This window comes from Comamonas testosteroni, from assembly GCF_030505195.1.
GTDB lineage: Bacteria > Pseudomonadota > Gammaproteobacteria > Burkholderiales > Burkholderiaceae_C > Comamonas > Comamonas testosteroni_G.
In genome coordinates this window covers 4,761,399-4,775,582 of record NZ_CP129672.1, presented here as the reverse complement: position 1 = coordinate 4,775,582, position 14,184 = coordinate 4,761,399, and the positions used below count along the sequence as shown (strand labels likewise).

Sequence of the window (14,184 nt, the reverse complement as noted above, 5' to 3'; positions counted from 1 at the left end):
CTCTTTGTTGTCGTTGTATGCCTCAGATGGCCCAGCGCAAGCCCGTTGCCGGCACGCCAAGCCAATTGCTCGGCCCGGACACCTGCCCGGATTCTGGCTTTTGCAGCACGCGATCCAGAATGCGCGTCTCCAGCGCAGCAAAGCGGGCATCGCCATGCACACGCGGACGCGGCAAATCGATGCGCTCGTCGAGCGCAATGCGCCCATCCTCGATCAGCACCACGCGGTCGGCCAGGGCCACGGCTTCCTGCACATCGTGCGTGACCAGCAAGGCCGTGAAGCCGTGGCTGCGCCACAGACCTTCGATGAGGCGGTGCATCTCGATGCGCGTCAGCGCATCAAGAGCGCCCAGCGGCTCATCGAGCAGCAGCAGTCGCGGCTGGTGAACCAGGGCACGGGCCAGGGCTACGCGCTGGCGCTGGCCGCCAGACAGCCGCGCCGGCCATTCGTTTTCGCGCTCAGCCAGTCCCACCTGCGCCAGCACCTTGCGGCCGCGCTCGCGAGCCGAATCAGGCAACCCCAGAATCACGTTGTCCAGCACCCGCTTCCAGGGCAGCAGACGCGCGTCCTGAAACATGATGCGCGTATCCCTGTTCTGCCGGCGCTGTTCGCGCGCATCGCCCGCATCGATCAGCAGCTGCCCAGCACTGGCCTCTTCCAGCCCTGCCACAAGGCGCAGCAAGGTGGACTTGCCGCAGCCGCTGCGCCCAACGATGGCGATGAACTCGCCGGGCTGAACATCGAGCTGCACCTGCTTGAGCACTTCACGCTCGCCATAGCGCTTGGTCAGCTGCCGTGTCTGTAAATGCACCCCCTGCGCGCCCTCGGTCTGCTCTTTCTGCTGCGCGTCCGGCCGCTGGCTGCTGTCCTTTTTTTCCTCTTCCGCATCCTCGGCCTTGTGCCACAGCTGGCCGCTAGCCTGCAAGGCCTCGGCCTCGTCCCAGGATGCCTCCCATGCCACCAGCGGCTGACGTGCATTCAAGGCACCAGCACTCACCAGCGACTGCGTCAAACGATTCCACAAACTGCTCATCACCCACTCCCGTCTTTGTCTGTTCAAAACTGGCCCAGCACATGCGCGTGACAGCGAGCAAGCGCCGCCGCGCAGCGAGGCTGTCGTCCCCTGGGGGAAGCCGCAATGCGGCTCAGGGGGCTCCATAGCTAGGATGCCAGCGCAGCCACCAGCGCTCGAGCGAACGGGCAAACACATCGGCCAGCTTGCCCAGGATTGCGTAGAGCAAGATGCCCACCAGCACCACATCGGTCTGCAGAAATTCACGCGCATTCATGGTCAGGTAGCCGATGCCTGCCTGGGCCGAGATGGTCTCGGCCACGATCAGAATCACCCACATCAGCCCCAGCGAAAAACGCAAGCCCACCAAAATGGAAGACAACGCTCCCGGCAACACGATGTCGCGGTACAGCTGCCAGCGCGTGAGGCCGTAGCTGCGTCCCATCTCGATCAGCCCCGGGTCCACATTGCGGATACCGTGGAAGGTATTGAGGTAGATGGGGAAGAACACCGAAATGCTGATCAGGAAGAGCTTGGCCGACTCGTCGATGCCGAACCACAGAATGACCAGCGGAATCAGCGCCAGCGCCGGGATGTTGCGCACCATCTGGATCGTGGAATCGAGCAGCGTCTCGGCCCAGCGCAGCGAGCCTGTGAGCAGACCCAGCAGCAAGCCCAGGCTGCCGCCAATGGCCAGCCCTGCCAGCGCACGCCCGGCACTGACCTTGACATGGGTCCATAACTCGCCCGACTCTGCCAGAGCCCAGGCTGCACGCAACACATCCAGCGGTGCGGGCAGCACCCGTGTGGACAGCCAGCCATAGGCCGATGCGGCCTGCCAGGCAGCGATCAGTGCGACAGGCAATAGCCAGGGCAGCAGCCGCAAAGCGAACTGACGCGCCAGCAGCTCCAGGCGCGGCACCGGCGGTCTTGCAGGCTGGGCAGCGGATTGCAAGGTCAGCGTTTGAACATCACTCATATACACTCCTTCAGCTTTGCGATACTCGGACCTGCTCGCGCTCCGAAGCGGAGGCTGCCGAAGCGACGGCTCCCGAAGCGGCGGCTCGCGGCGAGTACAGATTGGCCACGGTTTCTCCAAACGGGCCACCCGGATTGCCGCCGCCCAGCTTTTCCTGCACATTGACCGGCAACAGCGGGAAGACCAGCTCGGCAAAGCGATAGGCTTCTTCGAGATGCGGGTAGCCCGAGAGCACAAAGGTGTCTATGCCCAGATCGGCATATTCCTTGATGCGGTCGGCCACAGCCTGGGCGCTGCCCACCAGGGCCGTGCCCGCACCGCCACGCACCAGACCCACGCCGGCCCATAGATTGGGGCTGATCTCCAGGTCCTTGCGGCTGCGCTTGGTGCCGCCCGCATGCAACTGGGCCATGCGGCGCTGGCCTTCGGAATCCATGCGCGCAAATGCGGCCTGTGCCTGCACCACGGTCTCGTCCTTGAGGCGGCTGATCAATCGCTCGGCGTCGGCCCAGGCTTCTTCATCGGTCTCGCGCACGATCACATGCAAACGGATGCCGAACTTGACCTTGCGGCCACGGCGCTCGGCCTTCTCGCGCACATCGGCAATCTTCTTGGCGACTTCGGCCGGCGGCTCGCCCCAAGTCAGATAGGCATCGACCTGCTCTGCCGCCAGCTCGTGAGCGGCAGGCGAAGAGCCGCCGAAATACACGGGTGGATAGGGTTTTTGCAGTGGCGGGAACAGCAGCTTGGCACCCTTGACCTGCAGATGCCGACCTTTGAAATCCAGCGACTTGCCCTCATGGCTGCGCGCCAGAATCTCGCGCCAGATCTCGATGAACTCCGCCGATTGTTCATAGCGTGTCGCATGATCGAGAAACACGCCATCACCCTCCAGTTCAGCCTGATCGCCGCCGGTAACCAGATTGATCAGCAGCCGCCCGCCGGAAAGGCGGTCAAAGCTGGCTGCCATGCGAGCAGCCAGGCTGGGCTGATGCAGACCGGGACGCACGGCCACCAGGAACTTCAGGCGCTTGGTGACGGGCAACAGGCTGGACGCCACTACCCAGGGATCTTCGCAGGAGCGGCCCGTGGGAATCAGCACGCCTTCGTAACCCAGGCTGTCGGCCGCAACGGCCACCTGCTTGACATAGTCATGGCTCAGCTGGCGTGCGCCTTCGCTGCTGCCCAGGTAGCGGGCATCACCATGGGTGGGAATGAACCAGAACACTTGCATGACGAAATCTCCTTGAGCCTGACTTAGAACCTGGATGCCACGGCGGGCGTGATGGATGACGCGGCGGGGCCCGCCTGGCCATAGCCCGCGTATTCCGCCGCTGTGGGCTGCCAGACGATGTCGGCCACCTTCACCTGGCGTGGAATCACGCCCAGACGAAAAAAGGTATCGGCCACGCGCTGCTGCTCGAGCACGATGGCGGGATTGAGCAGCGTGGTCGGCGAGCTGGGCCGGCGGCCGATAAAGCGGCTGACCACATTCGCGTCCAGACCGCTGAAGGCAGCCAGCAGTTGCACTGCCTCCTTGCGCGAGGCCTGCACCAGCTGATCGGCGCGCGTGAGCTCGTCGAACAAGGCCTTGATGAGCTGGGGATGGTGCTCGACCAGGCCGCGCGAGGCCAGATAGAACGAGTTGTTGCCCGTCAGACCTTCGCCGGTGGTCAGCACGCGCGCTCGGATGCTCAGCTCGGTGGCCGCATAGAACGGGTCCCAGATGGCCCAGGCATCGACGCTTGCGCGCTCGAACGCTGCACGCGCATCGGCCGGGGCCAGATACACGGGCTGAATCTCGGCCCAGGCAATACCGGCCTTGTCCAGCGCACGCACCAGCAGGTAATGGGCGCTTGAGCCTTTTTGCAGCGCCACACGCCTGCCCTTGAGGTCGGCCAGGGTTTTCAGCGGCGAATCGGCGAGCACGAGAATGGCCGAGCTTTCAGGCTTGGGCGGCTCGGCCCCTACATAGCGCAGATCCTTGCCCGCAGCCTGGGCAAACACGGGTGGCGAATCGCCAGTCAGGCCAAAGTCCAGACTGCCGGCCGACAGCGCCTCCAGCAACTGCGGCCCGGCTGGAAACTCCAGCCAGCTGATCTTGGTGCCTGGAAAGCGCTTTTCCAGAACGCCATGCTGCTTGAGCACGACCAGATTGACGGCTGACTTCTGATAGCCGATGCGCAACTGGGCCGGAGCTGCAATAGCCGGCACAGACTGGGCCAGTGCATCGTTGGCGTAATAGGCGGCCAGGCTCCAGCTGAAAGCCGTGGTGCCCAGCAGTTGCAGAGCCTGGCGACGGCCGCGATGGAAACGGGGTGAAGAGGATGCTGAACTCATGGCAATGACCTTTTCATGAATCAGCGGCTGGCCAGCAAGTCCACGGGCGCGGCATGCAGCAAATTGAGCTTCTTGGGAATCAACTTGAGATCGAAGAAAGTGTCGGCAATCTTTTGCTGCTCACCCAGGATTTCGGCATTCACGGCCTTGGTGCCGAACTCGGCGCGGCTCAGGTACAGCTCGGTCACGGCGGTGTCCAGGCCCAGGATCTGCGACAGCTCTGCCGCTGCTGCGCTCTTGTTCTTGCTGGCCCAAGCATCGATGGCAGCGATTTCCTCGATCGCGATGCGCAGCACATCGGCATTGCGGCTCGCATAGTCACGCGAGGTGAAGTAGTAGGCGCGGTTGTTGACCACGCCCCTGGCATCGGCCAGCAGGCGTGCATCCAGAGCCTTCTGGGCCGAGGCCAGGAACGGGTCCCAGATCACCCAGACATCGACCGAGCCTTTCTCGAAGGCGGCACGCGCATCGGCAGGAGCCAGAAAGACCGACTGCACATCGCCGTACTTCAGGCCATGCTTTTCCAGCAGCTTGACCAGGAAATAATGGACGTTGGAGCCCTTGTTGTAGGCAATGCGCTTGCCCTTGAGGTCGGCCACACTGCGGATCGCCGAGCCCTTGGGAACGATCACCGCTTCCAGACCTGGGCGTGCCACGGTGGCACCCGCATAGACCAGGGGCGCACCGGCGGCCTGGGCAAAGATGGGTGGAGCCTCGCCCACATCGCCAAAGTCGATGGAGCCTACATTGAGCGCTTCCAGCTGCACGGGACCGGCGTTGAACTCGACCCAGCGCACGGCCACGCCCAGCGGGGTCAGGCGCTTTTCCAGCGTGCCGCGATTCTTGAGAATCGACAGCCAGCCTTTTTGATGGCCCACACGCAGCACTCGCTGCCCGCCTGCCGTGCCACTGCCCTGCTGCGCATGCAGTCCACCCGAGGCCAGGGCCAGCGCCGAGGCGGCCGTACCTGCCAGCCACTGACGGCGTGTGGTGTTCAGCAATTGCGACGAAATGACGCCAGAAGTGTTGTTGCGATCAGTCATGAGAAATCAATCCTTGGAGCTTGCAGTCCACACACTTCAGGCGCACCTTCGGCCTGATTTCAGGCGCAGCTCGGCCTTCGCAGTGCGAGGACTGCTATCAAAAAAATGGTAAATGCGTCAACGCTGCGAGAAAGGACGGCCAGCAAGGGCCGCCCCGCAGCAAAGGTCGTCGTCCCCTGGGGGAAGCGGCAAAGCCGCTCAGGGGGACCTACTTAAACGCTACATCGCACGTCGGCAAACGCAATGCTTTCAAAGTCATTGGCTGCGGCCCATTGGGCACTGCGGCGCAGATCGGTGGCCAGCAACTGGGCTGCATCCTCGACGCGCTCGGCGATCTCGGGGGCCAGGCCATAGCCGCCTTCAGGCAGCAGAGGCACACCTTGGTCGGTGGCATAGATGCCCGGCAGTATGTGGCGCGCGCCAAGCGACTGCAGCACGGGGCGCAGCGCGTAGTCCAGCGCCAGCATATGGTGAGGGCTGCCGCCAGTGGCCAATGGCAGAACCAGCTTGCCCTTGAGCGCCGTCTGCGGCAGCACATCGAGAAACACCTTGAGCAGGCCGCTATAGGCCGCCTTGTAGACCGGCGTGGCCACCACCACCGCGTCGGCACGGGCCACTCTATCGGTCACGGCACGAATCTCGGGGTGATCGAAGCGGGCATGCAACAGGGCTGCGGGCTCCAGCTGGTTGAGCTGCAGCACGGGCTCGGTGCTCAGCCCCTGCACCTGCAGGCGAGCGGCCACGGCATTGAGCAAGGCACTGGAGCGCGAAGGCTGCGAGGGACTACCGGCAATCAGCAAAATCGACATGGCTTGGCTTTATCTTTTTGTTATTGCAAAGTCAGGAGCACTCATCGCGCTCCCATCCTGCGTTTCGCTTATTTCTTGGTGTAGATCTGATCGAAGCTGCCGCCGTCGGCAAAGTGAGCCTTGTCTGCCGCTGCCCAGCCGCCAAAAGCCTTGTCGATAGTGAACAGCTCCAGCTTGGGGAACTGGCCGGCAAACTCGGCCGCCACCTTGGCATCGGTCGGGCGGTAGAAGTTCTTGCCGGCAATGCGCTGGGCCTCCTCGGAGTACAGATACTTCAGATAGGCCTCGGCCACGGCACGCGTACCCTTTTTATCGACCACCTTGTCGACCACGGCCACCGAAGGCTCGGCCAGGATCGACAGCGAAGGCGCGACGATCTGGAACTTCTCGGGGCCGAACTCCTTGAGCGCCAGATAGGCCTCGTTCTCCCAGGCCAGCAGCACATCGCCCAGGCCGCGCTGCACAAAGGTCACGGTGGAGCCGCGCGCGCCGGTGTCCAGCACGGGCACGTTCTTGTAAAGCTTGGTGATGAAATCCTTGGCTTGTGCATCGCCGCCGTACTTGCGCTTGGCAAATTCCCAGGCCGCCAGATAGTTCCAGCGTGCACCGCCCGAGGTCTTGGGGTTGGGAGTGATCACCTGAATGCCGGGCTTGACCAGGTCGTCCCAATCCTTGATGCCCTTGGGATTGCCCTTCTTGACCAGGAACACGATGGTGGAGCTGTAGGGCGCGCTGTTGTGCGGCAGGCGCTTTTGCCAGTCGGCCTTGACATTGCCGTTCTTGACCAGGGCGTCGATATCGCCTGCAAGGGCCAGCGTGGCCACGTCGGCCTCAATACCGTCGATGATGGAGCGCGCCTGCTTGCCCGAGCCGCCATGCGACTGCTTGATGGTCACATCCTGATTCTGCGTGGCCTTCCAGTGCTTGGCGAACGCCTGGTTGTAGTTCACATACAGCTCGCGTGTCGGGTCGTAGGATACGTTGAGCAGTTGCACGCCGGTTTGCGCAAAAGCGGGCAATGTGGGCAGAGCCGAGAGGGTCAAGCCAGCAATCAGACCGGCAGCCAGAGGAAACTTGATAAAGTTGCGACGATTTTTCATTGGACTGTGTTCTTGGAGTGAATGGTTAACGGGCTTCTGCCCCGTTGCTGTGCATTCTTGAGCCGCATTCTTAAAACTCAAACTACTAAGATTTCAGTTTGTTATTACTCAAACATCTGAAATCAACCAAGAGGACCCTACACATGGCACGTACCGTTCACTGCATCAAGCTTGGTCAAGACGCTGAAGGCCTGGATTTCCCTCCTGCCCCGGGCGAACTGGGCAAGCGTATCTATGAAAGCGTGAGCAAGCAGGCCTGGGCCGACTGGCTCAAGCACCAGACCATGCTGATCAATGAAAACCGTCTGAACCTGGCCGATGCCCGCGCCCGCCAGTACCTGGCCCGCCAGATGGAAAACCATTTCTTTGGTGGTGGTGCCGATGCCGCAGCCGGCTATGTGCCTCCCAGCGCCGAGTAAGTTCTTCTGACTCGCACACCAAGCCCCGTGGCCCTGCCCCGGGGCTTTTTTATGGTTCATCGAGGAATTTCGTGGAGATAAGCCCGTTCGTTTTGTAATCTGATGGCAACGACACTGACATCGGAGAACAAATCAAATGCTGGACTCGAAGTTATTGCAGGCTCTTGGCGGCTGGGAGGGCTACGTGGTTGAACGTGTGCAGTGGCCCCAGGGCGATAGCCGCACCGTGTCGATTTATCTGAAGCCGCAGGCCAGCGTCATGCATTGCGAGCGCTGCGGTGCGCAGTGCAGCCAAGTCCATGAGACCACGACACGGCGCGTGCGCGATCTGGCATTGTTCGAGTACAGAGTGGTGCTACATGTGCCGCGTCGGCGTCTGTGGTGCGATAGCTGTGGTGGCCCGCACCTGGAGAAACTCAGCTGGCTCGGTCGCTACCAGCGCGTCACAGACCGTCTGGCGCAGGCGTGCAGCCAGTTGCTTCGCAGCAGCAGCATCAAGGCGGTAGCGGCCTTCTTCGATCTGGGCTGGCACACCGTCAAGTCCATCGACAAAGCCTTGCTGCTGGCCAACACTGCGCAGCCGCAATGGGATCAGATCGAGTACCTGGCGATGGACGAGTTTGCGCTGCACAAGGGCCATCGCTACGCCACAGTCGTCGTCGACCCCATCAGCCGGCAGGTGCTGTGGGTGGGGCAAGGGCGCTCACGCGAGACGGCCCGCCAGTTCTTCGAGCAGTTGCCCGCTGGCGTTGCCCAGCGCATTCGCGCAGTTGCTATCGACATGACTACGGCTTACGAGCTGGAGATTAAGGCCCACTGCCCTAACGCCGAGATCGTCTATGACCTGTTCCATGTCGTGGCCAAGTACGGCCGGGAGGTCATCGACCGAGTGCGTGTCGATCAGGCCAACTTGCTGCGCCAACAGCCCTCAGCACGTAAGGTGCTCAAATCCAGCCGCTGGTTGCTGCTGCGCAATCGCAACAAGCTGCAGCCTCAACAAGCAGTGCAACTCAAGGAACTGCTGGCGGCCAATCAACCATTGATGACGGTATACGTCTTGCGCGACGAGCTCAAACAGTTGTGGTTCTACCGTCGTGCGACTTGGGCGCATCGCGCCTGGCGGCACTGGTGTGATCAAGCCCATCAAAGCGGCATTGCCGCACTGAGCACCTTCGCTCAGCGCTTGCAAAGCTACCTGCACGGGATCATCGCCCGATGCAGGCATCCGTTGAACACAAGTGTTGTGGAGGGCATCAACAACACCATCAAGGTCATCAAGCGCCGGGCCTATGGCTACCGCGATCAGGACTACTTCTTTCTGAAGATTCGGGCAGCATTCCCCGGTAATGCGCGATGAACCTTTTTTATGTGTGAATTCGCAGCAGTAACGACGAGGTTGCACGGCTGGTCCGCATGCGGCGGGTCAACGAAGACAGCCCGCCGATCGCGGCGGCAACGGCAGGCCGTCCTCTCCTCATGCCCGGCTCCATCCGCTACTTCCTTTCGACGACCCAGCCAACCAGAGATACTTGAAAATCCGCATCCTGCGACAATTCGCCTCGCGTGCGGCCCGTTCCATTTCAATGCCACGGCCCCGACCGTCACCCCCGAGCAACTGATCGGCTCCCGCGCTTTGCCCCTGGCCGGACGGCTCTCGCGCGGAGCCCACCCGCGCTGACACATCCATCGTCCATGGTTCTCGATCCCTTCACCCTGCTCGTTCTCACCGCGGCCATGGCCGCCGCCTCGGCGCTGTATCTGGCTGCGGAATGGGGGAGCGTGCACGAACGCTCGCTGCTGCTCTGGAGCGGGGGGTTTGCCATCATCGCCGTGGGCTGTGTGCTGGCCCTGCTGCGCTCCAGCGGCCATGTGCTGTTGGGCATCTGGTTTCCCAACGGCTTGCTGATCTCCGCGCACTGGCTGTTCCTGGCCGGCGTTGCCGCGTTCACGCACACCCGGCTGCCGCGCACCTGGTGGCTGGTGGCCGTCGTCTGGCTGGCGATGCTGTTTCTACCTAGCGGGCCGTGGTGGTCCAGGGCAATGCTGGGCATCCAGTCGCTGCTGATCGCCGTCATCAGCCTGCGCGCCGGCCTGCTGCTGCGCCCGCAGGGCGGTACGCTGGGCGTGGGCGCGGCGCAACTGCGCTTCGTTCTGCTGGCACACGGCCTGTTCTACCTGGCCAAGGCCGTCTCGACCGTGGCGCTAGACACCTTCATCAACCTGACCAATTTCCACGGCACGGTGATCCTGGTCTCGCTGGTGGAAGGCGTGATGGCGATCATGCTGCTCGCGATGTCCATGACCGGCACCGAGCGCCATCGCCGTGAAGAGCGTATCGCGCAGATCGCCGCCCGCGACCCACTGACCGCCCTGGACAACCGCCGAGCGCTCTATCTGCGCGCACCTGAGCTGCTGCGGCAGGCCTCGCCGGCCAGCCCCGGTGCCCTGCTGCTGATCGACATTGACCACTTCAAGCAGGTCAACGACCTGCACGGTCACGATGCAGGCGACCGCCTGCTGGTGGCACTGAGCGACCTCATCCGCGGCTCGCTCCCCCAAGGCGCGCTGGCAGCGCGACTGGGTGGGGACGAGTTCGTGATTCTGCTGCGCAGTGTCTCCGGCACCGTCGCGCAGGCGCTGGGACAGAACCTGCGCGAGTCGTTCGCGCAGCAAGCGCGCGCTATGTTCGCAACGCCGGAGCCGGTGTCCCTGAGCATCGGTGCGGCCTTGTTCGAGCAGTCCGAGGCCGAGCTGTCACATTGGCTCAAGCGGGCCGACGAAGCCCTATACGCATCAAAGCGCAAGGGACGGGACCGGATGGAACTCGCCCCGCCTCCGCCAGGGCGGCCGCAATGAGGATCCTCTAGCCTCGACAGGAGCCAGTGCGAGGGCCCGGATGCACTTCACCTTCGGCGGTGCCCTGGCCTCATGGTCGTTACCGTGATGCGCCCTAAGCGGATGCCCACCTGCATGACGGCTCCCACACTGACCGGGGTTCCCCGAAGGTATAGCTGACGATAGATCTCGTCTCTGCTGAGCGCATGCGCAGAAGAGCTCAGCACGCCAATTCTGGCGACGGTTGGACGCAGTCCTGCTGCCCTCAACCGTGGCATCACGCTTACAAACCTCAACCCTCAGGCCCCTCTGGGGTTCGTCTCCAGCCACCTCCTAGGGCCCTGTAAAGCGCAATACTCGCCTGAAGGCGCTCCTGCCGCAACTGAACAGCGAGGTCCCGGCTCTGATAGGCCACACGCTGCACGTCCAGCAAGGTCTGCAAGTTGTCCGCACCAGCCTTGTATCGGCTTTCCGCCAGCGCAAGCGCCTTCTGTGCCTGAATCACTTCCTGCGCCTGAACCTGCGCCTGTTTCTCGGCACCGTCAACCGCATTTAATGCAACTTGAACATCATTGAAGGCCTGCAAAATGGCTTTGCGGTAGCCAATCAACAGCTCCTCCTTTTGCGCTACAGCCAGGTCACGATTGGAAGCAAGCCGTCCGGCATCGAAAATCGGAGCCAGAATCCCTGCTGCCAGAGAAGACAACGGACTCTCCAGCAGATTGCGGATCTTTTCGCTCTCAGAGCCCAAGCTTGCGGTCAACGTTACGCGCGGCAGCATGGCTGCTCTGGCTACGGCAAGATTGGCATTCGCTGCAAGCAGTTGAGCCTCGGCTTTCGCCACGTCCGGCCTGTGTGTCATCAGGTCCGCTGGCGTACCCTCGCGAATGCCCGGAATCGCCAGATTCGACAGACTGGCCTCGCTCACCAGATCCATAGCCCATTGACCCGACAGCAGAGCCAGCACCGCATGTGCATCCGCTAGCTGCTTGCGCAGCAGAGCTACGACACGCTGCTGTGCGGCAACCTGACCGCGCTGCTGAGCCAGTTCCACGGAGGTTGCGGCCCCATAACGGGCTCGGGACTCCACCAGCTTCAACAGCCGCTCGGAAACCTCGAGATTGAGCTGGGCAATCGCAACGCGCTCACGCAAGCCCACACACTGAAGCCAAGTCTGAGCGACCGAAGCCGTGACCGTCAGGCGCACGGTCTCGCGGTCAAACACGCTGGCCTGTCTGCCGGACTCGGCGGCGTCCCTCAACGCCCGCTGGCGTCCCCAGAAGTCCAGCTCGTAGCTGCTCGACAGGCCTATCCGCCAGGCACTGGCATTTCTTTGCGTATGACTGTCCAGAGCGGCTGATCTTGAGGCCCCGAAATCTGCATTCACCTCCGGCACCAGAGCTGCGCGGGCATAAGCTGCGCGGGCATCCGCCTGCTGCACTCTCGCCACGGCTGCTGCCACATCCAGACTTTGAGTTCCGGCCCGCTCGACCAGTGCGCTGAGTTCAGGGCTGCCAAAACCATGCCACCAGCGGGAGTTGACCTCCTCGCGCTCCGATCCCTGCTGTTGCGCCCAGGCATGAGGAATATCGAGAGACATTTTTCGAGCCTCGTCACTGGATTCCTGTGCCGCGCATCCCGCCAGAGCAAGAGCCGCCAGGGCTGCGTTCCATTTGTACATGCCTACTCTCCCGCCAATGCTCGCACGGGCTCCAGCCGTGCCGCCGTTCTGGCCGGCATGAAGCCGAAGACCAGACCGGTGAGCACCGCACAGGCAAATGCCCCCAGCATGGCTTTCACCGAAAAAACCACGGGCACGCCCGAGGCAATCAGCACCAGGCCAATGCCCAAGCCTGCAAGCAGGCCCACGCCCCCGCCCACCACGGTCACCATGCTGGCTTCCGTCAGGAACTGACGCAGGATGTCACGCTGTCTGGCACCCACCGCCATGCGAATGCCGATCTCTCTGGTCCGCTCGCGCACCGTCATCAGCATCACGTTCATGACCCCGATACCTCCGACCACCAGCGAAACGGCTGCAATCAGCCCCAGCATCACGGCCATGCTCTGGCGCGTTGCTGCCTCGGCCTGAATACGGGCTGCAGCATTGCCGATGCCGAAGTCTTCCCTTCCCCCGTGCCGCGCCAGCAGGAGGCTGCGGATGGATTGCTCGGCTTCATGGACCCGCTCGGAAGAGCTGGCTTCCACGACCACGTAATCGGGCTGTGTCTGCGCCTGATAGACCCTGGCGCGTCCCGACTGATAGGGAATGAACACCATGTCGTCATAGTCCTGCGCGCCAGAGTCCGCCCCTCGCTCGCTCATGACGCCAATGACCTCGAACGCCGAGTTTCCGATGATCAGCTGCCGACCCAGGGGATTGGCCACCTCCGGGAAAAAATGCCGGTGCGCCTTGTGCCCTATCACCACCAGCGGAGCCAGATCGCGATCTTCCACATCGGTGAAGTAACGGCCTTGAGCCACACTCCAGTGGTGGACCAGCGGCATCTCCTGGCTGGCCGCAAACACATAGAGCTGCTTGTCGGCCTTGCCATAGCGCACGGTGACGGGGTCTCCGATGACAGGCATCACTCTGCGTATCGCTGGCAACTCCCGCATGGCAGCCAGATCGTCTTCGGTGATCTGGCCCGCAGGTCCACCGCTGGCCGGCGGCTTGCTGCCCATATAGAGAATGGCCGTTCCCATGGTGCCCATCTGCTCGACCACCTTGCGCCGGGCACCTTCGCCGATGGCCAGCATGACGATCACCGAGGCCACACCGATCACGATGCCCAGCAAGGTCAGGCTGGTACGCACGCGGTTCATGCGCATGCCGCGCCAGGCACTGCGTGCAGCTTCGGAAATTTCAGCCACCCAGGAGATTCCCGATGTTGCTGTGTTGCGCTGCGCGGTCAATGGCGGTAGCTCGCCGTGAGCCTGACTGCCATGAGGAGCACTGTCATTGACGACGCGTCCATCGCTGATTTCGATGACACGTCTTGCCTGGGCGGCAACTTCGCGATCATGTGTGATCACGATGATGGTGTGTCCCGCATCGGCCAGTTCGCGCAGCAAGGCCATCACCTCGGCTCCGCTATGCGAATCAAGAGCCCCGGTAGGCTCATCGGCCAGGATGATGTGACCGCCATTCATCAAGGCCCGAGCAATGGACACTCGCTGCTGCTGACCACCCGATAGCTGATTGGGGCGATTGCCCAGGCGCGATCCCAGCCCCAGGCGCTCAAGCAGAAGCTGGGCCCTGTGCATCCGCTGCGCCTTGGGCAAACCTGCGTAGATGGCAGGCATCTGCACATTCTCCGAAGCGCTTTCACTGGGAATCAGGTGGTAGCCCTGAAACACGAAACCGAAGGCTTCACGACGCAGCCAGGCCAGGGCATCCGAGTCCAGCAAGGACACGTCCTGACCTTGAAACCGATAGCAACCCTCGCTTGGCTTATCAAGGCAGCCCAGGATATTCATCAAGGTGGACTTGCCCGAGCCAGAGCTGCCGACGACGGCAACATACTCGCCCGCGCGAATGTCCAGATCGATGCCACGCAATACGGTCACCGACGGCTGCTCGCCCACACCGCCATAGTGCTTGCGAATGCCACGCAGCGAAATCAGCGCCGCCTGCTCCATCGCAC

12 protein-coding genes are annotated in these 14,184 nt (G+C 62.6%); 3 read left to right on the top strand and 9 right to left on the bottom strand.

Going from position 1 to position 14,184, the window contains the following annotated elements; genetic code table 11:
• Window positions 1-22: 22 nt before the first annotated feature.
• The 7 genes from QYQ99_RS21960 to QYQ99_RS21930 all read right to left on the bottom strand — a co-directional run bounded on the left by QYQ99_RS21960 (window position 23) and on the right by QYQ99_RS21930 (window position 7,283).
• The gene (locus QYQ99_RS21960) at window positions 23-1,033 is read right to left on the bottom strand and encodes an ATP-binding cassette domain-containing protein (RefSeq protein ID WP_302090004.1); all 1,011 of its coding nucleotides are present in this window, start codon (window positions 1,031-1,033) and stop codon (window positions 23-25) included.
• 112 nt (window positions 1,034-1,145) lie between these two features.
• A complete protein-coding gene (ssuC, locus tag QYQ99_RS21955) occupies window positions 1,146-1,991 on the bottom strand; it encodes an aliphatic sulfonate ABC transporter permease SsuC (RefSeq protein WP_302090003.1) in 846 nt (281 codons plus the stop codon).
• A 10-nt stretch (window positions 1,992-2,001) separates the two neighbouring features.
• The gene (ssuD, locus tag QYQ99_RS21950) at window positions 2,002-3,225 is read right to left on the bottom strand and encodes an FMNH2-dependent alkanesulfonate monooxygenase (RefSeq protein WP_302090002.1); all 1,224 of its coding nucleotides are present in this window, start codon (window positions 3,223-3,225) and stop codon (window positions 2,002-2,004) included.
• A gap of 23 nt (window positions 3,226-3,248) precedes the next feature.
• Complete coding sequence (locus QYQ99_RS21945) at window positions 3,249-4,331, bottom strand: sulfonate ABC transporter substrate-binding protein (RefSeq protein WP_302090001.1); 1,083 nt, start codon at window positions 4,329-4,331, stop codon at window positions 3,249-3,251.
• Between the two features lie 20 nt (window positions 4,332-4,351).
• Complete coding sequence (locus QYQ99_RS21940; protein ID WP_302090000.1) at window positions 4,352-5,374, bottom strand: sulfonate ABC transporter substrate-binding protein; 1,023 nt, start codon at window positions 5,372-5,374, stop codon at window positions 4,352-4,354.
• A 212-nt stretch (window positions 5,375-5,586) separates the two neighbouring features.
• A complete protein-coding gene (gene ssuE, locus QYQ99_RS21935) occupies window positions 5,587-6,183 on the bottom strand; it encodes an NADPH-dependent FMN reductase (RefSeq protein ID WP_302089999.1) in 597 nt (198 codons plus the stop codon).
• A 68-nt stretch (window positions 6,184-6,251) separates the two neighbouring features.
• A complete protein-coding gene (locus QYQ99_RS21930; RefSeq protein ID WP_302089998.1) occupies window positions 6,252-7,283 on the bottom strand; it encodes a sulfate ABC transporter substrate-binding protein in 1,032 nt (343 codons plus the stop codon).
• A gap of 143 nt (window positions 7,284-7,426) precedes the next feature.
• Between QYQ99_RS21930 and QYQ99_RS21925 the strand changes: the two genes are divergently transcribed.
• The 3 genes from QYQ99_RS21925 (at window position 7,427) to QYQ99_RS21915 (ending at window position 10,558) form a co-directional block, all read left to right on the top strand.
• Window positions 7,427-7,702, top strand: a complete 276-nt coding sequence (locus QYQ99_RS21925) for an oxidative damage protection protein (protein WP_003053502.1) — start codon at window positions 7,427-7,429, stop codon at window positions 7,700-7,702.
• Window positions 7,703-7,838: 136 nt separating this feature from the next.
• Window positions 7,839-9,059: an ISL3 family transposase gene (locus QYQ99_RS21920; RefSeq protein WP_302089465.1), complete on the top strand. Its 1,221-nt coding sequence runs from the start codon at window positions 7,839-7,841 to the stop codon at window positions 9,057-9,059.
• Between the two features lie 335 nt (window positions 9,060-9,394).
• Window positions 9,395-10,558 (top strand): GGDEF domain-containing protein, encoded by a 1,164-nt coding sequence (locus QYQ99_RS21915; protein WP_302089997.1) that lies wholly within the window; start codon window positions 9,395-9,397, stop codon window positions 10,556-10,558.
• Between the two features lie 271 nt (window positions 10,559-10,829).
• Here QYQ99_RS21915 and QYQ99_RS21910 read toward each other — a convergent pair whose 3' ends face one another.
• Together QYQ99_RS21910 and QYQ99_RS21905 are read right to left on the bottom strand one after the other, a co-directional pair.
• Window positions 10,830-12,218, bottom strand: coding sequence for an efflux transporter outer membrane subunit (locus QYQ99_RS21910; RefSeq protein ID WP_302089996.1), 1,389 nt, complete (start codon window positions 12,216-12,218; stop codon window positions 10,830-10,832).
• Between the two features lie 2 nt (window positions 12,219-12,220).
• The gene (locus QYQ99_RS21905; RefSeq protein WP_302093244.1) at window positions 12,221-14,179 is read right to left on the bottom strand and encodes an ABC transporter permease; all 1,959 of its coding nucleotides are present in this window, start codon (window positions 14,177-14,179) and stop codon (window positions 12,221-12,223) included.
• Window positions 14,180-14,184: the final 5 nt, after the last annotated feature.